Genomic DNA, 22,002 nt, shown 5'->3' on the forward strand with positions numbered 1-22,002 from the left:
AAAATCCATGTCCCATTCTGCATCCCCGAAACCAGCAACCGCCCGCCGCTCGGAGGCACTCACGGGCGAAATCCGCATTCCGGGCGACAAGTCCATCTCGCATCGCTCCTTCATGTTTGGCGGTCTCGCATCGGGGGAAACCCGCATCACCGGCCTTCTGGAAGGCGAGGACGTCATCAATACAGGCCGCGCCATGCAGGCCATGGGCGCGAAAATCCGTAAGGATGGCGATGTCTGGATCATCAACGGCGTCGGCAATGGCTGCCTGTTGCAGCCCGAAGCAGCGCTCGATTTCGGCAATGCCGGAACCGGCGCGCGCCTCACCATGGGCCTTGTCGGCACCTATGACATGAAAACCTCCTTTATCGGCGACGCCTCGCTGTCGAAGCGCCCGATGGGCCGCGTGCTGAACCCGTTGCGAGAAATGGGCGTTCAGGTGGAAGCAGCCGATGGCGACCGCATGCCGCTGACGCTTATCGGCCCGAAGACGGCCAATCCGATCACCTATCGCGTGCCGATGGCATCCGCGCAGGTAAAATCCGCCGTGCTGCTCGCCGGTCTCAATACGCCGGGCGTCACCACCGTCATCGAGCCGGTCATGACCCGCGACCACACCGAAAAGATGCTGCAGGGCTTTGGCGCCGACCTCGCGGTCGAGACCGACAAGGATGGCGTGCGCCATATCCGTATCACCGGCCAGGGCAAGCTTGTCGGCCAGACCATCGACGTGCCGGGCGATCCGTCATCGACCGCCTTCCCGCTCGTTGCCGCCCTTCTGGTGGAAGGTTCCGACGTCACCATCCGCAACGTGCTGATGAACCCGACCCGTACCGGCCTCATCCTCACCTTGCAGGAAATGGGCGCCGATATCGAAGTGCTCAATGCCCGTCTTGCAGGCGGCGAAGACGTCGCCGATCTGCGCGTCAGGGCTTCGAAGCTCAAGGGCGTCGTCGTTCCGCCGGAACGTGCGCCGTCTATGATCGACGAATATCCGGTCCTGGCGATTGCCGCCTCCTTCGCGGAAGGCGAAACCGTGATGGACGGGCTCGACGAACTGCGCGTCAAGGAATCGGATCGTCTGGCAGCGGTCGCACGCGGCCTTGAAGCCAATGGCGTCGATTGCACCGAAGGCGAGATGTCGCTGACGGTTCGCGGCCGTCCCGACGGCAAGGGGCTGGGCGGCGGCACGGTTGCAACCCATCTCGATCACCGCATCGCGATGAGCTTTCTCGTGATGGGCCTTGCGGCGGAAAAGCCGGTGACGGTTGACGACAGCAACATGATCGCCACGTCCTTCCCCGAATTCATGGACATGATGCCGGGACTGGGCGCGAAGATCGAGCTGAGCAACGCGCAATGACGCCGTTTATCGTCGCTATCGACGGACCGGCCGCTTCGGGCAAGGGAACCCTTGCCCGGCGCATCGCCATTCACTACGGCATGCCGCATCTGGATACGGGGCTGACCTATCGCGCCGTCGCCAAGGCGCTTCTCGACAAGGGCCTGCCGCTCGACGACGAGGCGGTGGCGGCTGAGGCAGCACGCGATCTCGACCTGCGCGAGATGGACAAGGCCGTCCTTTCCGCCCACACCATCGGCGAGGCGGCTTCCAAGGTCGCCGTCATGCCGAAGGTCAGGCGGGCGCTCGTCGAGGCGCAGCGCAATTTCGCCAATGCCCTGCCCTCGAGCGTGCTTGACGGGCGCGACATCGGCACCGTCGTCTGTCCCGATGCGGCAATAAAGCTCTTCGTCACGGCGTCGCCCGAAGTGCGTGCCGAGCGCCGCCATGAGGAAATCGTGGCGCGCGGCGAGAAGGCCGATCTTGCGGAAATCCTCGCCGATCTCAGGAAGCGCGACGAGCGTGACACGAACCGGATCGATTCTCCCTTGAAGCCGGCGGAAGACGCGCACTTGCTTGATACGAGCGAAATGAGTATAGAAGCGGCATTTCTGGCCGCAAAAAAGCTGATTGATCACGCTTTGGCGCAGCATCGGGGATGAAATCCGGCAGGTTTTAAGGCCTTTCGGATATCATTGTGCCTCGAAACGCTGGATTATCCTGAGTTCGGACCTATATAGGCTGCACTCATACTGAAAAGCCTGACTTCGCGTTCCACGCGCCGGTTGTCTGCAAAGACGGGGCCGAGGTCGGGCATAACGCAACACTAACCCCCGGCGCTGCATCCGATGAATTTTCCGGATGCACCAGGAGTATTCATGTCAGAATTCAATCCATCCCTCGCAGACTTCGAGTCGCTGCTGGCGGAATCCTTTGCCACGAACGACCTTGCTGAAGGTTACGTCGTCAAGGGCCGCATCGTGGCCATTGAAAAGGACATGGCGATCATCGACGCCGGTCTGAAGGTCGAAGGCCGCGTGCCGCTGAAGGAATTCGGCGCAAAGGGCAAAGACGGCTCGCTGAAGCCGGGCGACGAAGTGGAAGTCTACGTCGAGCGCATCGAAAACGCTCTGGGCGAAGCTGTCCTGTCGCGCGAAAAGGCACGCCGTGAAGAAAGCTGGGTCAAGCTCGAGCAGAAATTCGCCAATGGCGAGCGCGTCGATGGCGTGATCTTCAATCAGGTCAAGGGTGGTTTCACCGTCGACCTCGACGGCGCTGTTGCCTTCCTGCCGCGTTCGCAGGTCGACATCCGTCCGATCCGCGACGTCACCCCGCTCATGCACGTCCCGCAACCGTTCGAAATCCTCAAGATGGACAAGCGCCGCGGCAACATCGTTGTCTCGCGCCGTACCGTTCTTGAAGAAAGCCGTGCGGAACAGCGTTCGGAAATCGTCCAGAACCTTGAAGAAGGTCAGGTCGTTGAAGGCGTCGTCAAGAACATCACCGATTACGGTGCGTTCGTCGACCTCGGCGGCATCGACGGTCTGCTGCACGTGACCGACATGGCATGGCGCCGCGTCAACCATCCGTCGGAAATCCTCACCATCGGCCAGACGGTCAAGGTGCAGATCATCCGCATCAACCAGGAAACCCATCGTATCTCGCTCGGCATGAAGCAGCTCGAGAACGATCCCTGGGATGGCATCGGCGCGAAGTACCCGATCGGCAAGAAGATCACCGGCACCGTCACGAACATCACCGACTACGGTGCGTTCGTCGAAATCGAGCCGGGCATCGAAGGCCTCATCCACGTTTCCGAAATGTCGTGGACCAAGAAGAATGTCCATCCGGGCAAGATTCTTTCCACCACGCAGGAAGTCGAAGTCGTTGTGCTCGAAGTTGATCCGGTCAAGCGCCGTATCTCGCTCGGCCTCAAGCAGACCCTCGACAATCCGTGGACGACCTTTGCCCAGAAGTACCCTGTCGGCACCGTTGTTGAAGGCGAAGTCAAGAACAAGACCGAATTCGGCCTGTTCATCGGCCTCGACGGCGACGTTGACGGCATGGTTCACCTCTCTGACCTCGACTGGAACCGTCCGGGCGAACAGGTCATCGAAGAGTACAACAAGGGTGAAGTCGTCAAGGCTGTCGTTCTCGACGTTGACGTCGAGAAGGAACGCATCTCGCTCGGCATCAAGCAGCTTTCCGGCGACAAGGTCGGCGAAGCAGCAGCTTCGGGCGAACTGCGCAAGAACGCCGTTGTGACCTGCGAAGTGACCGCCGTTACCGACGGTGGCCTCGAAGTCCGTCTCGTTGACCACGATCTGGAAAGCTTCATCAAGCGTTCAGATCTGTCGCGTGACCGCGACGAACAGCGTCCGGAACGCTTCACGGTCGGTCAGAAGGTTGACGCCCGCGTCATCGCCTTCGACAAGAAGACCCGCAAGCTGCAGGTCTCGATCAAGGCGCTCGAAATCGCCGAAGAAAAGGAAGCTGTCGCTCAGTACGGTTCGTCCGACTCCGGCGCTTCGCTCGGCGACATCCTCGGTGCCGCTCTGAAGAAGCAGGAAAAGAACTAATCTTTTCCTCTTTGACCGAACATGGAAAAGCCCGCCTTACGGCGGGCTTTTTCGTTTGAACGATATGAGCAATCCTGATGTCGTCAAGACTGTTTGCTATCCCTCCAGTAGCAGCAAAGCCGCTTGATGACGGAATCGGCCGGAATTCTGTTGTCAAAACTCTTTGATGCTATTACGTTCACATCAAACTTGTTTGATGTGAGAATAGCCCTCAAAATGATCATCAACCGGTTATGACCTGTCGGGCGCTGCTTATTACCATACCGGCGAATTTCCTCCGGCACGTCTTGATTACGAACGTCTGCTTGGCCCTCTCGAAGAGGCAGCGGCGGCGCTGGCGCGTTATGACGCCAAAAGTCTGGATTGGTGACAGCGAATTATTCCTTGCCCCGCTTCGCCGCCAGGATGCTGTGAGTTCATCGAGAATGGAAGGCACGATTTCGACCATCGAGGAGCTCTATCGGCTTGAAGCCGAGGAAGATGCAGGGGCAGGCGATTATTATCGCGAAGCGCGCAACGACGATATTGAAACCTTCCTGTACGCCCGTGCCTTAAGCAACGCGCAGCAGGCATTGGCCGATGGCGCCCCCTGAATGAACACCTGATACGCACAGCGCATCAACAATTGCTGTTCATCGGACGAGGCGCTCAAAAACGTCCCGGCACTTACAAGACCGAGCAGAACTACATTGGCGACGAGCGTCGGGGCAAAATATACTACGTTCCGATATCGCCCGAGCAATTGGGGCCGGCTATGGCCGCACTGGTTCGCTTCATAAACGAAAATCAAATGCGTCCCCTCATTCGCACAGCGCTGGCCCATGTCGAGTTCGAGGCTCTTCATCCCTTTGAAGATGGCAATGGCAGAATCGGACGCATGCTCATCACCCTGATGCTCTGGAAGCTGGGTATCATCAGTCAGCCAAACTTCTTTGTCTCCGGTTATTTTGAAGAGCATAAGAACGAATATATCGAGAAGATGAGAGGGGTGTCTGCCAGCGGGGACTGGACGGGTTGGCTGGTGTTCTTTCTCCAGGCCATGCGCGAGCAAGCCACGGTGAATATTCGAACTGCGGACAGTATCTTTGCCTTGTATAACGATATGCGGGAACGGTTCCGCGAAGTCCTGAACTCACAATTCCATGACCAAGTGCTTGATTATGTCTTCGCGAGTCCGGTCTTCCGAAATGACCGCTTTGTCGGGCGGTCCGGCATTCCGGCGGCATCAGCACGTGCCCTGTCGCGCCGACTTGTCGAGGCTGGCCTGCTCCGCACGGTCGAACCGGCGGCGGGACGCCGAGCGGCGCTCTACTCCTTTGATCCATTATTGGATCTGCTCAAAATCTGAACTGCTCATGCAACACTGAGCATATGGATCAGGCCAAGGCTGATGGCGCCGAGAGCCACCAGCGAAAGCACTGCCGTCAGCGTGACGCGGCCACCGGCGGAAGCCACCGAACGGATATCCACGCCGAGGCCAAGGGCCGCCATGGAAACGATGGTGAGGATAGTCGAAGCAGACTGGATACCAGGCAGGATCGATTCCGGTATCAGGTGCAGCGAATGCAGCGCCATCATGCCGAGGAAGCCGAGGATGAACCATGGCACAAGCTGGAAGAAGCCAGGCTTGGCATTCGCGTCCTTGTTTCCGGCAAGTAGCGCCAGAGCCAGAATGACCGGTCCCAGCATCAGCACGCGCACGAGCTTCACCAGCGTGCCAAGCTGCACGCTGATCGTGGCGACCGGGGCGGTGGCGGCCAGCACTTGCGGCACGGCATAGACGGTAAGCCCCGCCAGCACGCCATATTGCGTGTGCGACAGCCCCAGCAGCGGCACCAGCAGCGGCAGAAGCAGCACGACCGCCACGCCGAGAATTGCAGTGAAGGCGATGGAAGCCGCCACGTCCTCGCTTTCCGCACCGATGACCGGTGCGGTTGCGGCGATGGCGGAATTGCCGCAAATGGAATTGCCGCAGGCGACCAGCAGGGCCATGCGGTGCGGAAGCTTCAGCAGGCGTCCGATCCCGTAGCTGAGCGTAATCGCCAGCACCACGACGCCGGCAATGCCGAAAATGAGCCCTGACCCCGCGGCCACGACAGCGCTGGCGCTGATGGACGCGCCGAGCATCACCACGGCGATCTCCAGAAGCAGCTTGGCCGAAAAGCCGATACCCTTGTTGAACTGCGGGCCCGGACGCAGGAAGGTCCGCACGAGCGTGCCGAGGAGAATCGCTATCACCAGCGCTTCGAGCCAGGCGCGACCCGCATAATGTTCCTCGACCCTCTCAATTCCGATCGCCGCGATTGCAACCGCGACGCTCAGGCCAAGTCCCGGGAGGATGTTCTGGATCTTTGAGTAGGTCATTTTCTGAATACTGCACTGAAAAGAAATATTTTCCGATCAGATGCCCGATTTTACCTGTTCAATCCATTTCATTATATGTCATATTTCATTCGGAAAAACCGAACGATCATTGCTATGACACTGGAACAACTGCGAATTTTCATTGAAGTTGCCGAGCGCGAACACCTGACGCGAGCCTCGGAAGCCCTGCATCTCACCCCATCGGCGGTCAGTTCGGCCATCCGGACCATGGAGGATCGCTACGGCGCAACGCTTTTCAACCGGATCGGGCGGCGGATCGAACTGACCGGCGACGGACGCCTGTTTCTGGACGAGGCCCGCGCGACGCTGGCCCGCGCCCGTTCCGCCGAGCGGATGCTTTCCGAACTTGGCGGCGGCAAGCGCGGCATTCTTGCCATCCATGCCAGCCAGACCATTGCCAGCTACTGGCTGCCGTCTTTTCTGGCACGGTTTCACAGCGAGTTTCCGCTGATCGATGTGCGGCTGACGCTCGGAAACACGGAAAGTGTGACCCAGGCGACAGAGGAAGGCGTTGCCGATATCGGCCTTGTGGAAGGGGCGGTGCAGGCTCCGTCGCTGTCGATCACCAAGGTTGCAAGCGACCAGCTTATTCTGGTGGCGCGTCCCGACCATGACTGGGCTGCGGGTGGGAAACTGACCTGGGACCGGCTTTTCGAGGGGAAATGGATATTGCGAGAGCAGGGATCGGGAACGCGCAGCGTTTTCGAAGATGCCATGCGCGCTTCCGGCTACAATCCGGCGCGGCTGCATGTGGCGCTGGAACTGCCCTCGAACGAGGCCATCTGTTCGGCGGTGCGCTCCGGCGATTATGTAACCGCCATATCGGAACTTGTCGCCGCCCCGCATCTGAAAGCCGGAACGCTGGTGAAGGCAGACTTTGCCCTGCCGCAACGCCAGTTTCTCATGCTGCAGCACAATGACCGCTACAGGACGAAAGCGCTGCAGTCTTTCGCCAATTTGCTAAGCGGCGGAGATCAGCGGATCTGACGCAACAATTCCGGCTGCGGGAAGCAGGTGGAAGCCATGCCGTTCTTCGCCTGCCACAGGCCAATGGAGCGGCGGGTCTTGAAGCCGGGCAGGCCATCCGGCTTGCCGACATCATAGCCCAGCGCCTGCATGCGCTTCTGCATCGCGCCGATATCGGAGCGATACATGGAGCCGACATCGCCCCATGCGCGACTGAAATCGCCCGCGCCATAGGCGATGCGATCACCGACATGGCCGATGAAGAGCGCATAGAGATCGCTCATATTATAGTCCTTGAGCACGTAGAAGTTCGGGCTCATCACGAAGGCCGGGCCATAGCGACCGGCGGGCATGAGCAGGAAGCCCTCGCCCTTCATTTCATTGGCCGGAAATGGTTTGCCATTCACGCGCGTAATGCCGAGCTTTGCCCATTCGGCAATCGTCTTGCCCTGATCCGGTCCTTCCAGCGAACAGGACACGTTCTGCGGAACGCTGACCTCAAAGCCCCAGTCGCGCCCCTTCTGCCAGCCATGCAGTTTCAGATAATTGGCGATGGAGGCGAGCGTATCGGGGACCGAATTCCAGATGTCGCGCTTGCCGTCGCCGTCGAAATCGACGGCGTGCTTCAGATAGGAAGTTGGCATGAATTGCGGTTGGCCGAGCGCGCCCGCCCATGAGCTTTTCATGGCGCTTTCATCGATATAGCCCCTGGAAGCGATTTCGAGCGCGGCAATCAGTTCCTTGCGGAACATGTCCTTGCGGGTCGCCATAAACGCCTTGGTGCCGAGAACCTCATAGGCATTGTAGGGAATCTTGACCGTGCCGAAGCCGGATTCGCGGCCCCAGACGGCAAGCAGGATCGGTCCCGGAACGCCGTATTTCTGTTCGATGCGCTTCAGGAGGCTGGCATATTGGCCATAGCGCGCCTGTCCGCCGCTTGTGACGGCGCTCATCGTCCTGGCATTGAAATATTTGCCGGGCGCACCGAATTCAGCCTGTTTCTGCTCTTTCGGCGTCGAGGGCTTTTCGCCGGGAATGACGAGATCGGGCAGTTTCCAGTTGATCGAGACACCGGCGAAGGCCTGATCGAACACAGCGCGGGATACGCCTGCCGCCTTCGCTTCCGGCCAGAGATCCCTTTCCAGCCAATTACGATACTGGTTTTCAACCTGCGCTTTGGACGGCGCGGCGATGGCGGGAGAAACGGCAAGGCTGGCAACCAGTGCAAGACCAATCTTCAGGCTATGCTTCCAATTTCCCGCTGCCATGCCTTCTCCATTAGTTCTAAAGGGTGGTTCTTGCCCGCAAGGCGGCAGCAAGCGTGCCTTCATCCAGATAATCGAGTTCGCCGCCGACCGGAACGCCGTGGGCGAGCCGTGTCACGCGCACGTCGAAGCTCGAAAGCTGGTCGGTGATGTAATGCGCGGTGGTCTGGCCTTCGACGGTGGCGTTGACTGCCAGTATCACTTCCCTGATTTCACCGGCGGCGACGCGCTCCACCAGTCCCTTGATGTTGAGATCGTCCGGGCCGATGCCATCAAGCGGCGACAGGCGACCGCCCAGAACATGATAGCGCACATTCATCGTACCGGCGCGCTCCAATGCCCAGAGATCGGACACGTCTTCCACCACGATGAGGGTCGCCGGATCGCGGCGCTCATCGGTGCAGATCGTGCACGGATCGCTTGTGTCGACATTGCCGCAGCACGAACAGATGCGCACCTTTTCGGCGGCCTCCTGCATGGCGCCGCCAAGCGGCACCAGAAGCGCTTCCTTCTTCTTGATGAGATGCAGCGCCGCGCGACGGGCCGAACGCGGCCCAAGCCCCGGCACACGGGCCAGGAGCTGGATGAGACGTTCGATTTCTGGACCGGCTATTCGTTTGGACATTGGCTTAAGGGAGTAAGGGAATAGGGGAATAAGGGAGTAGGGAACGGGATCAAGGGGAGATGCGGCATGGCGGCAGTCAGCCCACCAAAACATACTCCCCTATTCCCTTATTCCCCTACTGCCTTAAAACGGCAGCTTAAACCCCGGAGGGATCGGCAGACCGGCGGTGAGCGACTGCGTCTTTTCGGCCATGGCCGTTTCCAGCTTGGCCTTGGCGTCGTTATGCGCCGCGATGATCAGGTCTTCGAGGATTTCCACCTCTTCTTCCTTCATCAAAGTCGGGTCGATCTTCAGCGCCGACAGGGTGCCCTTGCCGGACAGGGTGATCGTCACCAGCCCGCCGCCGGAAGAGGCCGAGGCCTCCAGATTGGCGATCTCGTCCTGCATGGCCTTCATCTTGGCCTGCAATTCCTTCGCCTGCTTCATCATGCCCATCATGTCACGCATGGGTTTACTCCATCATTCCGTAATTCAGTCGTCTTCAGACAGCGCACCGGGTGTTTCCGGTATTGCATCGAGGTCAATGTCCTCGTCGTCATTCTGTTCCGGCACGGCGATGCGCACGTCGGTGATCTTCGCGCCCGGAAAGGCCGCGAGAATGGCGGCAACATCGGGATCGGCGCGGGCGTCGGTCACCAGATTGTCGCGGCGCTCGGTCTCCGCCTCCGAAATGGTCTGCCCCGCCACGTCGCGGGCGACGGTAACGATCCAGCGAATGCCGGTCCAATTCAGGAGGCGCTGTGAAATGTCGCTCGGCAGCGATTTTGGCGCGTCGTCGGTCAAGCCGATTTCGAGCCGTCCAGGTGCAATGGATGCAAGGCGCACACAGCTCTTGACCAGAATCTTGAACTGCATGTCGCGGTGCTTGTCGGCAAGCGCGACGACATCGTGCAGGCTGTTGACCGGAACGGAGGGTTGCGGCGTCGGCTCCACGAATTGCTGCGGCACGACCGATGGCTCAACCGGCTGCGGCGGCGTTTCCACGATACGCATGGCCGTGGCCGGACCGCCGGAGGCGGGAGCCATCGAGGACGAGCCAACCGCATCGGCGGCAAAGCGCGCTTCAGGCTGACCGCCGCCGCCATTCGGGCGCGGGCTGCCCGGCTGCGGGCGCGGCGCTGCAACCGAACCATTGTCGAGACCGCGGATCGCTTCGTCCAGCGTCGGCAGATCGGCTGCATGAGCAAGCCGGATCAAGAGCATTTCGGCAGCCTGTACCGGCCTCGTCGCCGTGTCGACTTCCGCAATGCCCTTGAGCAGCATCTGCCAGGTGCGCGACAGCACGCGGACGGAAAGCTTCTGCGCGAATTCGCGGCCGCGCACACGCTCGTCTTCCGACAGCGACACGTCTTCCGCCACATCCGGCGTAAAGCGCAGGCGCGTCACCAGATGGTTGAAATCGGCAAGATCGGTCAGCACGACCGACGGATCGGCGCCCACATCATATTGCGCGCGAAACTCGGTCAGCGCGCCAGCGACATCGCCGCGCATCAGCATCTCGAAAAGGTCGATGATACGGGCGCGGTCGGCAAGGCCCAGCATGGAGCGCACGGCTTCCGCTGTGACGGCGCCAGCGCCATGCGCAATGGCCTGATCGAAGATCGACAGCGAATCGCGGGCCGAGCCTTCGCCTGCGCGGGCGATCATGGCGAGCGACGCGTCGTCCACCGCGATCTCTTCCGCTTCCGCGATGCGACGCAGATGTGCGGCTAGCGTGCCCGATTCGATGCGGCGCAGGTCGAAGCGCTGGCAGCGCGACAGGACCGTGATCGGCACTTTTCGGATTTCCGTGGTGGCGAAGATGAACTTGACGTGCGGGGGCGGCTCTTCCAGCGTCTTCAACAAGCCGTTGAAGGCGGCAGTGGAAAGCATGTGCACTTCGTCGATGATATAGACCTTGTAGCGCGCGGAGACCGGGCGGTAACGCACCTGCTCGATGATCTCGCGAATGTCGTCGATGCCGGTATGCGAGGCGGCGTCCATCTCGATCACGTCGACATGGCGGCCTTCCATGATCGCCTGGCAGTTTTCGCCCGGCACGGAAAGGTCGATGGTCGGCTGGTCGATCGTATCGGTCTTGTAGTTGAGCGCGCGCGCCAGAATGCGCGCCGTCGTGGTCTTGCCGACCCCGCGAACGCCGGTGAGCATCCAGGCCTGCGCGATGCGGCCTGTCTCGAACGCGTTCTTGAGCGTGCGGACCATCGGCTCCTGGCCGATGAGATCGTTGAAATTCTGGGGGCGATATTTGCGGGCGAGAACGCGATAGGCCCCATCGGCAGCAAAGCCGGCGGATTTTGTGTCCATGAGCTGCCCTTCCGTTCTTCCTGTTCCGCTTTTTCCCAGTCGCCAGTTTGGACCGGACGCATGAGCGACGTCAACCAAAGAGGCTGCCCATCAACAGTCGTCGGCGTCGTGAGAAAGGGTGGGAGGCTGGCACGATGACCCGTGCCGTGGCTCGTTAGGGCTGCTTCCTTCCGGACCTGACCCGGTTGGCGAGTGGCTCGTCCACCACCAACCTCCCGGCTTGCATATCGTCAATTGTGAAGCAAAATGCAAGAAGGGCACCGTGCAAAAAGCAAGCGCCGGGCGAAAAAAACTGATAGAAACCGCTTATGGAACAATTCGAACTCGATAAGCGGCTCAATGCCGACACGTTTTTTGTCGCCAAGCTAGGCCTGTGCGAGCTTCGGCTGATGAACGACCGGCGCTGGCCGTGGCTGATCCTGGTGCCGCGCCGCCCTGACCTCACTGAAATTCACGACATGACGCCGCTGGACCAGACCATGCTGACCTTCGAGACCGGCATAGTGGCGCAGGCGCTCAAGACCGTGACGGCGTGCCACAAGATCAATACCGGCGCGCTCGGCAATATCGTGCGCCAGCTGCATCTGCATGTGATCGCCCGCAGCGAGGGCGATGCGGGCTGGCCTGGCCCCGTCTGGGGCTACGGCACCCGCGAGACCTATGACGAAAAGGACGCCCACCGGCTGATCGCCGATATTCTCGCGGCGCTGTAGATCTGGTTGAACACGCCGCTGTCCCGAACACCATTCACAGTTTCGGGACAGGCTTCTGATCCCCCTGAACAATATTCGAGAGCACCATGGCTTTCCGTCTCTACGACCTGCCGGAAATAGAACCGAGTCGATCTGTCGGGTTTTCCGGCAACCGGATCGACCGCCAGTCCGAAAAGCGGCAGGATGATTCTGCCTTCACGGCCCTGGAACTTCCAGAAACGCGAATCATGCTGCTGGGCGGCAACAGGCTGCTTCTCGACTATGCCGATGAGCGCGCGCCGCGCGCGCTGTTCCGTCTCGGCGAGGCGAAGGAATTTGCGGCCGATCTTCAAGAGCCTATCCTGCTCGGCCTTCAGGACGGCATGCCCATCGTGGCTCTGACGACCCCGCTTGATCCGGAGACGATGGAAGCGCCGTTCCGGCTGCAGGATTATCGCAGCATCTATACGGAAGGGCTGGTTTCAGCCGACCTGCTGGGCGCGCTGGCGCAGGCGGCGGCGCTCACCGCGTGGCACACCAATCATCGATACTGCGGGCGCTGCGGCACGAAAACCGACATGCGAGGCGGCGGGGCCAAGCGGCAATGCCCGAACTGTGGCGCCGAACATTTTCCACGCACCGATCCGGTGGCAATCATGCTGCCGGTGCGCGGCGAAAAATGCATTCTGGCGCGTGGGCCGCATTTCGCGCCCGGCTCCTATTCCTGTCTTGCAGGCTTTATCGAGCATGGCGAAACGATCGAGGCCGCCGTGCGCCGCGAAAGTGTGGAGGAAATGGGGCTCTCCATCGGCCGCGTCGCCTATCATGCGAGCCAGCCCTGGCCGTTTCCCTATTCGCTGATGATCGGCTGTCATGCCGAGGTATTGAGCGACGATTTCACCATCGACCGCTCGGAGCTGGAAGACGGCCGCTGGTTCTCCAGGGCCGAAGTGCGCACCATGCTGGCGGGTACACATGATAACGGGTTGCGGGTGCCGCCATCCGGCGCCATCGCAACCCATCTGATAAAAGCCTGGGCGGAAAACTGATCCCGCCCGATATTCTCTGAATTACTCGGCGGCGAGCAACTGCGTGCCGCGAATATCGCTGCCCTGATAGACGCCGAGAATGCGTACTTCCTTGGTGAAGAAGCGCAGTTCCTCCAGCGCAAGCTGGAGATTGTGGTCTTCCGGGTGCCCCTCGACATCGGCATAGAACTGCGTGGCGATGAAACGCCCGCCGATCTGGTAGCTTTCGAGCTTGGTCATGTTGATGCCATTGGTGGCAAAGCCGCCCAGCGCCTTATAGAGCGCCGCCGGGACGTTGCGCACGCGGAAGACAAAAGTCGTCACGATGCGCTCGCCGTTTTCCGGACGCGGCGCCCATTGCTTGTTCTTGGACAGGACCACGAAGCGGGTCACATTGTCTTCCGAATCCTCGACATTTTCTTCCAGAATATCGAGGCCGTAGAGATCGGCAGCGAGGCTTGGCGCAAGCGCCGCCATCGAACGGTCCTTCATGTCGGCGACGAGACGCGCGGCCCCTGCCGTATCGCCCGCGATGACGCCCTTCCAGCCATTCTGGCGGATGACGTTGCGGCATTGGCCGAGCGCATGGACGTGGCTGTGAACGGTCTTGATTTCCTCGCGCTTGACGCCCGGAAGCACCATCAGCTGGAAATGGATCGGCAGGAAATATTCGCCAATGATGTGCATGTCGGCAAGCGGCAGCAGATAATGAATATCCGCGACGCGACCGGCCAGCGTGTTCTCGATGGGGATCATCGCAAGGTCGGCGGCGCCGGTTTCAACCGCGTTGAAGGCATCCTCGAAAGTCGGGCACGGCAAAGGCTCCATGTCGGGAAACATGTTGCGGCACGCCGTATCGGAATTTGCGCCCGCTTCACCCTGGAAGGAAATCCTGTTGGTCTTCATCGTGTCCATGCTTTCTCAATTGCCGCTCGACGGCGGTCGTCAGATACCCTTTGCGACAAGAAGGCGCGCTCGGTCAAGATCAGCCTGCGTGTCCACGCCGAGCGGCACGGTCTTCACCAGTTCGACATCGATGCGCATTCCGGCTTCGAGAGCCCGCAATTGTTCCAGTTTCTCCCGCTTTTCCAAAGGCGACGGCCCAAGCTTCACAAAGCGTTCGAGCGCCGGGCGGCGATAGGCGTAAAGGCCGATATGATGATAGAGCGGACCTTCGCCATAGGGCGCGGTTGCGCGGGTGAAATAGAGCGCGCGCAGGCGGCTGTTGCCTGCCAGCGGCGAGCCCACGATCTTCACCACGCTCGGATTGGTCTTTTCCGATTCTTCCTCGATCTCGACGCCAAGCGTCGCAATGTCGGCAGGTCCGTCTTCCAGCGGCAGAAGCGCGCGGCGGATGATGTCCGGATCGATGGTCGGCAGGTCGCCCTGAACATTGACCACCGCATCGACCTCGCCCGCGGGATCGACTTTCAAAAGCGCTTCATAGATGCGGTCGGAACCGGATTCGTGATCCTCGCGCGTCATGATCGCTTCGTGGCCATGCGCGGTCACGACCGAAAAAATCTCCTCGCTGTCGGTAGCAACCACCGTCCGGCCCAGCTTCGCAGCCGCCGCGCGATCGGCCACATGGACGATCATCGGCTTGCCGCAAATATCGGCAAGCGGCTTGTTCGGCAGGCGCGTGGAGGCCATCCGTGCGGGAATCAGCGTGAGGGTCTTTAAGGTCTGCAGCATGATCGCCTCTTGAGAATAATAAGGTCGCGAACGCCTTGTAACGCGCTTCGCCGGTGCTGGAAATGCATCAAAAGTGTCAAAAAGTCACGGGTCCGGTCACCCTTATAGGTGTTGCATCGCCCTGGCAAAAGACCTAGTTTCCGCCCGATGCCGGGGAGAGAATTGTGACCTTTATTAAAGGTTTGCATGCCGGCTAGGAGAGCGTTCTCGGGGAGAGCGTTTTGGTAGAGGGAGCGCTGACCGGCGATGAATTCAACCCGGACTAACAAGTTTATCATGGCTTTTCTGGCAACGGTTTTCGTTGTCATGACGACGGGCATCCTGTCCGATTCGCTGTTTCACTCGCCTGCGCCTGAAAAGCCGGGCTTTGCCATCGAAGCGGCGGAAGCCTCGACCGGCGAAGGGGGAGCTGCACCGGCCAAGGAAGAAGTTTCGATTGCGACCTTGCTGCAGTCTGCCGATCCGGCGCGCGGTGAAACCGTCTTCAAGCGTTGCGCTGCATGCCATACCGGTGAAAAGGGTGGCGCCAACAAGGTGGGTCCGCATCTGTGGGATGTCGTGAACCGTCCGGCTGCCTCCGTTGAAGGTTTCGGCTATTCGGCTGCGATGAAGGAATTCGGCGCTGCGGGCAACAAGTGGGACTTTGAACATCTCAACAAGTTCCTGACCTCGCCGAAGGGCTTCATCAAGGGCACGGCCATGGGCTTTGCTGGCGACAAGAAGGACAATGAACGCGCCGACCTGATCGCTTATCTGCGCACGCTGTCCGACAACCCTGCCCCGCTGCCGACCGCCGATGCCGCACCTGCCGCTGGCGGCGATGCCAAGCCGGCCGAAGGCGAAAAGCCAGCCGAAGGCAGCGCACCGTCTGGCGCACCTTCTGGCGCACCGGCAGGCGGCGAACAGAAGCCTGCGGAACCGGCACCGGCGAATTAAGCCAACGAGACAAAATGATCAAAGCCCGGCTCGCCGGGCTTTTTTCTTGCCCGCATCAAATTTCTTGCCCGCATGCCTTTCTTCCTCCGCAAAATCCCATAAGACTTCTCCTAATATATCCGAAACAGGAACGGAGAGGCTGGATGAGAGCTTTTTGGGCGGGTGCGTTCGCGGTAGCCATGCTTGCGAGCACGGTTTCTATGGTTCACGCAAATGACGCGGAACCCCAATGGCGCTATTCCTCCAGCCTGCTTGGCGAGCCCAAATATCCAGCCAATTTCAAGCATTACGACTATGTGAACCCGGATGCGCCGAAGGGCGGCACGCTCAACATGGTTGCCGTCGGCACCTTCGACAGTCTCAATCCGTTCGTGGTGCAAGGAGTTCCTGCCGCGGGCCTGTCGGACTTCGGCGGCGGCATGCTTTACGATACGCTGATGACGGATTCGGCCGATCAGGCCTCGACCCAATATCCCGTGATCGCCGAAGCCCTGCAATATCCCAACGACTTTTCATGGGTGAAGTTCAAGCTCAATCCCAAGGCGAAATGGCATGACGGCCAGCCGATCACGGTCGATGACGTGATCTGGTCGTTCGATGTGCTGAAGAAGCAGTCGCCGATGTACAACAAATATTATGGCGACGTGGAGAAGGCTGAAAAGTCCGGCGAACATGAGGTGAAATTCACCTTCAGCCAGAAGGGCAACCGCGAATTGCCGCAGATCATGGGGCAGCTTGCCGTTCTGCCCAAGCACTGGTGGGAGGGCAAGGACGCGCAGGGCAAGCAGCGCGACATCACCCGCCCGACGCTCGAAATCCCGCTCGGCTCCGCCGCCTACAAGATCGAGAGCATGACGCCGGGACGCTCCATCACCTGGGCGCGCGTCGACGACTATTGGGGGAAGGATCTGGCCGTCAATGTCGGGCGCAACAATTTCGACCGGCTGCGCTACGAATATTATTTCAACGAGGACGCGACCTGGGAAGCCTTCAAGAAGGGTGGCCAATACGATTATCGCAACGAGAATCGCGCCCAGCGCTGGGCCGAGCAGTATAATTTCCCGGCAGTACAGCGCGGCGATGTCGTGAAGGCCTCTTTCCCCTACCATGCCGTCGGGCGCATGCAGGGCTATTTCCTCAATATGCGCCGCGACAAGTTCAAGGACCCGAAGGTGCGTCAGGCCCTGACCTATGCCTTCGATTTCGAATCGATGAACCGCCTGCTGTTCTTCAACCAGTACCAGCGCATCAACAGCTATTTCGCGGGCAATGAACTGGAACTGAGCGGCCCGCCGACGCCGGCAGAGCAGGCGATACTGGAAACGGTGAAGGATTCGCTTCCCGCCGAGGCGCTGACCAAGGAATTCAAGCTGCCGGTCTATGACACGCCGCAGGCAACGCGCGATAACCTGCGCACCGCCCTGAAACTCTTTTCGGAAGCAGGCTGGACATTGCAGGGCAACAAGCTCGTCGATGCCAAGGGCAATCCGTTCACCATCGAATTTCTCGGCAAGGACCCGACCGACGAGCGCATCTACAACCCGTTCGCCGCAAGCCTGCGCAAGATCGGCATCAACGCGACGGTGCGCATCGTCGATACGGCGCAATTTCAGGCCCGCGTCAACGACTTCGACTATGATGTCATCACATCCGTCATCCCGCAAACCGCCTCGCCCGGCAATGAACAGCGCGACATGTGGGGCTCCAAAGCTGCCGACTTCAAAGGCAGCCGCAATTATGCAGGCATCAAGAATCCGGCGATCGACAAGCTGATCGACCGCGTCATCTATGCCAAGGACCGTGACGAACTCGTCGCCTCGACCCACGCGCTCGACCGGGCTTTGCTGTGGAACTATTACGTCATTCCGCAATGGTATTCCGACAAGATCAAAGTGGCCTATTGGAACAAGTTCGGAATGCCTGAAAAGCAGCCCGATTATATGGGGATTGACCCGTTCTCCTGGTGGATTGACCCTGCGAAGGAAGCCAAGCTCAAGACCGGCAGTGAATGAGGGCCGACGAGAATGACAATCCTTCGCATGAATCGCCGCCATTTTCTGGGGCTTTCGGGAAGTGCCGCTTTTGCGGCGTTCCTGCCACCAAGGGCCTTTGCCGACATACCGACGGGAAAGGCCCTGCACGGACTTTCGGCTTTCGGCGACCTGAAATACGGTCCTGATTTCACCCATTTCGACTATGCCAGCCCCGAAGCGCCGAAGGGCGGCACCTTCAATTTCGCGCCGTCATACTGGGTCTGGAACCAGAACACCGACACGTTCAACACGCTCAACACCTTCACGTTCAAGGGCGATGCGCCGCCGCGCATGGAACTGACCTTCGATACGCTGATGGCTTCGGCGCTGGATGAGCCGGATTCTGTCTATGGCCTCATCGCGGAAAGTGCGACGCTTTCGAAAGACCGCCGCAGTTGCACTTTCAAGCTTCGCAAGGAAGCGCGCTTTCACGATGGCTCGCCGATCACGGCGAAGGACGTGCTGTTCACCTATAAGACTATCAAGCAGAAAGGCCATCCGACGGTGCGCCAGTCTCTGGCCGGCGTGGAAAAGGTGGAGGCAACCGGCAATCGGGAAGTGCGCATGCGCTTCGTCGAAGGGCGCGGACCGAATGCCATCCTCGACGCCGTGACCGTGCCGATCCTGTCGGAAAGCTGGTTCAAGGATCGCGACTTTGAAGCCACGACCATGGAGCCGGTGCTGGGTTCCGGTGCATACAAGGTCGGGAATTTCGCCGCCGGCCAGTTCATCGAATATGAGCGCGTCGAGGATTACTGGGCGAAGGACCTGCCGGTGCAGAAGGGCTTCAACCATTTCGACCGTATTCGCATCGAGTTTTTCCGCGACCGCCAGCCGCAATTCGAAGCCTTCAAGAAAGGCAGCATCGAGTATCGCGAGGAAACCGTCTCCAAGAACTGGGCGACGGCCTATGATTTCCCGGCCATCCAGCAGGGAAAGGTCGTCAAGCGCACCTTTCCGCCGGAAAAGCGCCCGCTTATGCAGGCCTGGGCGCTGAACCAGCGCCGCGAACGCTTCCGCGATCCGCGCGTGCGTGAAGCAATCGCGCTCTGCTTCGACTTCGAATGGACCAACGAGCATCTTTTCTACAATGTCTATGCCCGCTCGCAATCCTGCTTCAACGGATCGGATTTTCAGGCAAGCGGCCTGCCGACGCCCGATGAGGTGAAGGTGCTTGAACGCTATCGCGGCAAACTGCCGGACGCGGTTTTCGGGGAGGCCGTGCTGATGCCGGTTTCCGACGGAACAGGACGGGACCGGAAACAGTTCGCGCAGGCCATCAAGTTGCTGGAGGAAGCCGGTTTCGAGCGCAGGAACGGCCAGTTCCATGACAAGGACGGATCGAAGTTCGCGCTGGAAATCCTGAGTAATTCGGAGGGGTTTTCTCGCGTATACAATCCCTATGTGCAGAAATTGCGCGCCATCGGCATCGATGCAAGCAACCGGCTTGTCGATGCAAGCCAGTATCAAGCGCGGATGCAGAACTTCCAGTTCGACATGGTGGGCATGGCGTTGCAGTTCAGCCCCACGCCGACACAGGAATCGCTTGCCGGCATATTCGGCTCCGAATCGGCCAAGGTGCCGGGCAGCTATAATCTTCCCGGCACGGAAGATCCGTTGATCGATGCGCTGATTGCGGATATCGGCAAGGTTTCGACGCGTGAAGAACTCGTCGCGACGATACGGGTGCTCGATCGGTACTTGCGTATCCGGCGCGACTGGATTCCAAATTGGACGACAGCGAATCATCTCGTGGCCTATTGGGACCGGTTCGGTTTCAAGGAGCCGAAGCCCGATTACGGCTTTCCCGTCGAGACGCTGTGGTGGATAAAGCAATGATTGTGAATGACGAAAAGGCAGAAGCTGTTGGCAAGCCACAAGACTGAATCGAACCTGCGGAGAAAAACGGGCTGATGGGCGCTTACATTCTCCGCCGTCTGCTTCTGATGATCCCGACGATTTTCGGCATCATGGCCATTTCCTTCGCCGTCGTTCAGTTCGCCCCCGGCGGTCCTGTCGAGCGGGTGATCGCGCAGCTTTCCGGACAGGGCGGCGACGCTCTCGACCGCCTTTCGGGCGGTGGCGGCGATTTCGGGCAAAGCGCTGTCGACAGCGGCTCGGTCAATTCCAAATATCGCGGCGCGCAGGGGCTGGACCCGCAATTCATCGCCGATCTGGAAAAGCAGTTCGGTTTCGACAAGCCGCCGCTGGAACGTTTCGGCCAGATGCTGTGGAACTATCTGCGATTCGATTTCGGTCGCAGCTATTTCCGCGATATCAGCGTGATCGACCTCATCAAGGAGAAGATGCCGGTTTCGATCTCGCTCGGCCTGTGGCTGACCTTTCTGTCCTACATGATTTCGATTCCGCTTGGCATCCGCAAGGCGATCAAGGACGGATCGCGCTTCGACACCTGGACAAGCGCCGCCATCATCGTCGGTTATGCAATCCCGAGCTTCCTTTTCGCCATCCTGCTGATCGTGCTTTTTGCGGGCGGCTCTTTCTTCGACTGGTTCCCGCTGCGCGGCCTTACCTCACCGGATTTCGCGCAGATGTCGTTCTGGGGCAAGATCGGCGACTATCTGTGGCACATGGTGCTGCCGGTGACCGCACTCGTGCTTTCCGCCTTCGCCACCACCACGCTTTTGACCAAGAACTCGTTTCTGGAAGAAATCCGCAAGCAATACGTGACCACGGCACGCGCCAAGGGGCTGACCGAGAATCAGGTTCTCTATCGTCACGTCTTCCGCAATGCGATGCTGATCGTGATTGCCGGTTTTCCGGGCGCATTCATATCGGCCTTCTTTACCGGCTCGCTTCTGATCGAAACGATCTTCTCGCTCGACGGCCTTGGTCTGCTTGGCTACCAGTCGGTCATCAACCGCGATTATCCGGTGGTGTTCGCCAATCTCTTCATCTTCTCGCTGATCGGCCTTCTGGTCGGCCTCCTGTCCGACCTCACCTATACGTGGATCGATCCGCGCATCGACTTTGACCGGAGGGACGTCTGATGACCGACACCCCCTTGTCGCCCGCCGTTCCCGTGAAACGCCCGTTTCTGTCGCCGCTCAACAAGCGCCGCTGGCAAAATTTCAAGGCGAACAAGCGCGGTTACTGGTCACTTTGGATATTCCTGTTCCTGCTCATCGCAGCGCTTTGTTCCGAGTTCATCGCCAATGACCGGCCCATCCTCGTTTCCTACAAGGGCGAGCTGCTGATGCCGGTTTTCGTCGATTATCCGGAAGAAAGATTCGGCGGCTTTTACGCCGTCACCGATTATCGAGACCCGGTGATACAGGACGAGATCAACGCCCATGGCTGGGCCATCTGGCCACCAATCCGCTACTCCTACAACACAGTGAACAACGAAATACCGGAAGCGGCTCCGTCAAGGCCGTTCTGGCTCTATTCGGCGGAAGAGCGCTGCCAGCGTTACCCGCAGGGCGTGGAAGACCCGAATTGCCGCTTCGGCAATTTCAACCTGCTCGGCACCGACGATCAGGCGCGTGACGTCTTTGCGCGCGCGCTCTACGGCTTCCGCATTTCCGTGCTTTTCGGCCTGATCCTCACCTTCTTCTCCGCCATTATCGGCGTGACGGCAGGTGCGGTTCAGGGCTATTTCGGCGGCTGGGTCGATCTTCTGTTCCAGCGCTTCATTGAAATCTGGTCCTCGATCCCGGTTCTCTACCTGTTGCTGATCATCGCGGCGATATTGCCGCCCGGCTTCTGGGTGCTGCTCGGCATCATGCTCCTGTTCTCATGGGTCGCCTTCGTCGGCGTGGTGCGCGCGGAATTCCTGCGGGCGCGAAATTTTGAATATGTGAATGCGGCGCGCGCGCTCGGCGTGAAGAACGGCACGATCATGTGGCGGCATCTCCTACCCAACGCCATGGTGGCGACACTGACCTTCCTGCCCTTCATCCTGAACGGCTCGATCACCACGCTCACCTCGCTCGACTTCCTCGGCTTCGGCCTTCCGCCCGGCTCGGCTTCGCTCGGCGAGCTCCTCGCTCAGGGCAAGAACAATCTCCAGGCCCCCTGGCTCGGCATTACCGGCTTCGTGGTCATCTCGCTGATGCTGTCGCTCCTGATCTTCATCGGTGAAGCAACACGCGACGCCTTCGATCCGCGAAAGGCATTTCAATGAGCGAGCCG

The 22,002-nt window shown here is 59.8% G+C and carries 20 protein-coding genes and 1 other RNA gene; 13 read left to right on the forward strand and 8 right to left on the reverse strand.

Features of this window, described 5'->3' with window-relative positions; translation table 11 throughout:
• Window positions 1-7: 7 nt before the first annotated feature.
• The 5 genes from aroA (at window position 8) to ABWW28_RS13985 (ending at window position 5,266) form a co-directional block, all read left to right on the forward strand.
• Window positions 8-1,360: a 3-phosphoshikimate 1-carboxyvinyltransferase gene (gene aroA / locus ABWW28_RS13965; RefSeq protein WP_112672478.1), complete on the forward strand. Its 1,353-nt coding sequence runs from the start codon at window positions 8-10 to the stop codon at window positions 1,358-1,360.
• Window positions 1,357-2,001, forward strand: a complete 645-nt coding sequence (gene cmk, locus ABWW28_RS13970) for a (d)CMP kinase (protein ID WP_112672476.1) — start codon at window positions 1,357-1,359, stop codon at window positions 1,999-2,001. Before aroA ends, cmk begins: the two co-directional genes overlap by 4 nt.
• 216 nt (window positions 2,002-2,217) lie before the next feature.
• Window positions 2,218-3,918 carry a 30S ribosomal protein S1 gene (gene rpsA, locus ABWW28_RS13975; protein WP_006471225.1) on the forward strand — a complete coding sequence of 567 codons (1,701 nt, stop codon included), beginning with the start codon at window positions 2,218-2,220 and terminating at the stop codon, window positions 3,916-3,918.
• Between the two features lie 344 nt (window positions 3,919-4,262).
• Complete coding sequence (locus ABWW28_RS13980) at window positions 4,263-4,511, forward strand: Fic/DOC family N-terminal domain-containing protein (protein ID WP_253176150.1); 249 nt, start codon at window positions 4,263-4,265, stop codon at window positions 4,509-4,511.
• A 32-nt stretch (window positions 4,512-4,543) separates the two neighbouring features.
• Window positions 4,544-5,266 (forward strand): Fic family protein, encoded by a 723-nt coding sequence (locus ABWW28_RS13985; RefSeq protein WP_353391191.1) that lies wholly within the window; start codon window positions 4,544-4,546, stop codon window positions 5,264-5,266.
• A 5-nt stretch (window positions 5,267-5,271) separates the two neighbouring features.
• On the opposite strand, the gene ABWW28_RS13990 is transcribed toward ABWW28_RS13985, so the two are convergent.
• Window positions 5,272-6,282: a YeiH family protein gene (locus tag ABWW28_RS13990; protein WP_112672474.1), complete on the reverse strand. Its 1,011-nt coding sequence runs from the start codon at window positions 6,280-6,282 to the stop codon at window positions 5,272-5,274.
• Window positions 6,283-6,396: 114 nt separating this feature from the next.
• Between ABWW28_RS13990 and ABWW28_RS13995 the strand changes: the two genes are divergently transcribed.
• On the forward strand, window positions 6,397-7,290 hold the full coding sequence (locus ABWW28_RS13995) for a LysR family transcriptional regulator (protein ID WP_036564938.1): 894 nt from the start codon (window positions 6,397-6,399) through the stop codon (window positions 7,288-7,290).
• Here ABWW28_RS13995 and ABWW28_RS14000 read toward each other — a convergent pair.
• The 5 genes from ABWW28_RS14000 to ffs form a co-directional block, all read right to left on the reverse strand.
• The gene (locus ABWW28_RS14000; RefSeq protein WP_112672472.1) at window positions 7,278-8,537 is read right to left on the reverse strand and encodes a lytic murein transglycosylase; all 1,260 of its coding nucleotides are present in this window, start codon (window positions 8,535-8,537) and stop codon (window positions 7,278-7,280) included. The two genes, ABWW28_RS13995 and ABWW28_RS14000, sit on opposite strands and share 13 nt — an antisense overlap.
• A 16-nt stretch (window positions 8,538-8,553) precedes the next feature.
• Window positions 8,554-9,159, reverse strand: coding sequence for a recombination mediator RecR (recR, locus tag ABWW28_RS14005; RefSeq protein WP_021587673.1), 606 nt, complete (start codon window positions 9,157-9,159; stop codon window positions 8,554-8,556).
• A 123-nt stretch (window positions 9,160-9,282) separates the two neighbouring features.
• Entirely contained in the window at window positions 9,283-9,606 is a 324-nt protein-coding gene (locus ABWW28_RS14010; RefSeq protein ID WP_112672470.1) for a YbaB/EbfC family nucleoid-associated protein, read from the reverse strand.
• A 24-nt stretch (window positions 9,607-9,630) separates the two neighbouring features.
• Window positions 9,631-11,463, reverse strand: coding sequence for a DNA polymerase III subunit gamma/tau (locus ABWW28_RS14015; RefSeq protein WP_112672468.1), 1,833 nt, complete (start codon window positions 11,461-11,463; stop codon window positions 9,631-9,633).
• Window positions 11,464-11,581: 118 nt separating this feature from the next.
• An RNA gene (ffs, locus tag ABWW28_RS14020) (signal recognition particle sRNA small type) lies at window positions 11,582-11,679 on the reverse strand.
• Between the two features lie 92 nt (window positions 11,680-11,771).
• On the opposite strand from ffs, the gene ABWW28_RS14025 reads away from it, so the two are divergent.
• Together ABWW28_RS14025 and nudC are read left to right on the forward strand one after the other, a co-directional pair.
• Window positions 11,772-12,176, forward strand: a complete 405-nt coding sequence (locus ABWW28_RS14025; RefSeq protein ID WP_112672466.1) for an HIT domain-containing protein — start codon at window positions 11,772-11,774, stop codon at window positions 12,174-12,176.
• Window positions 12,177-12,262: 86 nt separating this feature from the next.
• Window positions 12,263-13,204, forward strand: coding sequence for an NAD(+) diphosphatase (nudC, locus tag ABWW28_RS14030; protein ID WP_112672464.1), 942 nt, complete (start codon window positions 12,263-12,265; stop codon window positions 13,202-13,204).
• A 21-nt stretch (window positions 13,205-13,225) separates the two neighbouring features.
• Here nudC and ABWW28_RS14035 read toward each other — a convergent pair whose 3' ends face one another.
• The gene (locus ABWW28_RS14035; protein ID WP_036593082.1) at window positions 13,226-14,089 is read right to left on the reverse strand and encodes a prephenate dehydratase; all 864 of its coding nucleotides are present in this window, start codon (window positions 14,087-14,089) and stop codon (window positions 13,226-13,228) included.
• Window positions 14,090-14,128: 39 nt separating this feature from the next.
• Window positions 14,129-14,878, reverse strand: coding sequence for a 3-deoxy-manno-octulosonate cytidylyltransferase (locus ABWW28_RS14040; protein WP_025090672.1), 750 nt, complete (start codon window positions 14,876-14,878; stop codon window positions 14,129-14,131).
• Between the two features lie 246 nt (window positions 14,879-15,124).
• On the opposite strand from ABWW28_RS14040, the gene ABWW28_RS14045 reads away from it, so the two are divergent.
• The 5 genes from ABWW28_RS14045 to ABWW28_RS14065 all read left to right on the forward strand — a co-directional run bounded on the left by ABWW28_RS14045 (window position 15,125) and on the right by ABWW28_RS14065 (window position 21,994).
• Window positions 15,125-15,814 carry a c-type cytochrome gene (locus ABWW28_RS14045; protein WP_112672462.1) on the forward strand — a complete coding sequence of 230 codons (690 nt, stop codon included), beginning with the start codon at window positions 15,125-15,127 and terminating at the stop codon, window positions 15,812-15,814.
• Window positions 15,815-15,957: 143 nt separating this feature from the next.
• Complete coding sequence (locus ABWW28_RS14050) at window positions 15,958-17,826, forward strand: extracellular solute-binding protein (protein WP_112672460.1); 1,869 nt, start codon at window positions 15,958-15,960, stop codon at window positions 17,824-17,826.
• A 12-nt stretch (window positions 17,827-17,838) separates the two neighbouring features.
• The gene (locus ABWW28_RS14055) at window positions 17,839-19,686 is read left to right on the forward strand and encodes an extracellular solute-binding protein (protein WP_112672458.1); all 1,848 of its coding nucleotides are present in this window, start codon (window positions 17,839-17,841) and stop codon (window positions 19,684-19,686) included.
• A gap of 74 nt (window positions 19,687-19,760) precedes the next feature.
• Complete coding sequence (locus ABWW28_RS14060) at window positions 19,761-20,858, forward strand: microcin C ABC transporter permease YejB (protein ID WP_353391196.1); 1,098 nt, start codon at window positions 19,761-19,763, stop codon at window positions 20,856-20,858.
• Window positions 20,858-21,994: an ABC transporter permease gene (locus ABWW28_RS14065; protein WP_006465728.1), complete on the forward strand. Its 1,137-nt coding sequence runs from the start codon at window positions 20,858-20,860 to the stop codon at window positions 21,992-21,994. The genes ABWW28_RS14060 and ABWW28_RS14065 overlap by 1 nt, the downstream gene beginning before the upstream one ends.
• Window positions 21,995-22,002: the final 8 nt, after the last annotated feature.

Origin of the sequence: Brucella sp. NBRC 14130, from assembly GCF_040371715.1 — a bacterium.
Classification (GTDB): Bacteria; Pseudomonadota; Alphaproteobacteria; order Rhizobiales; family Rhizobiaceae; genus Brucella; species Brucella intermedia.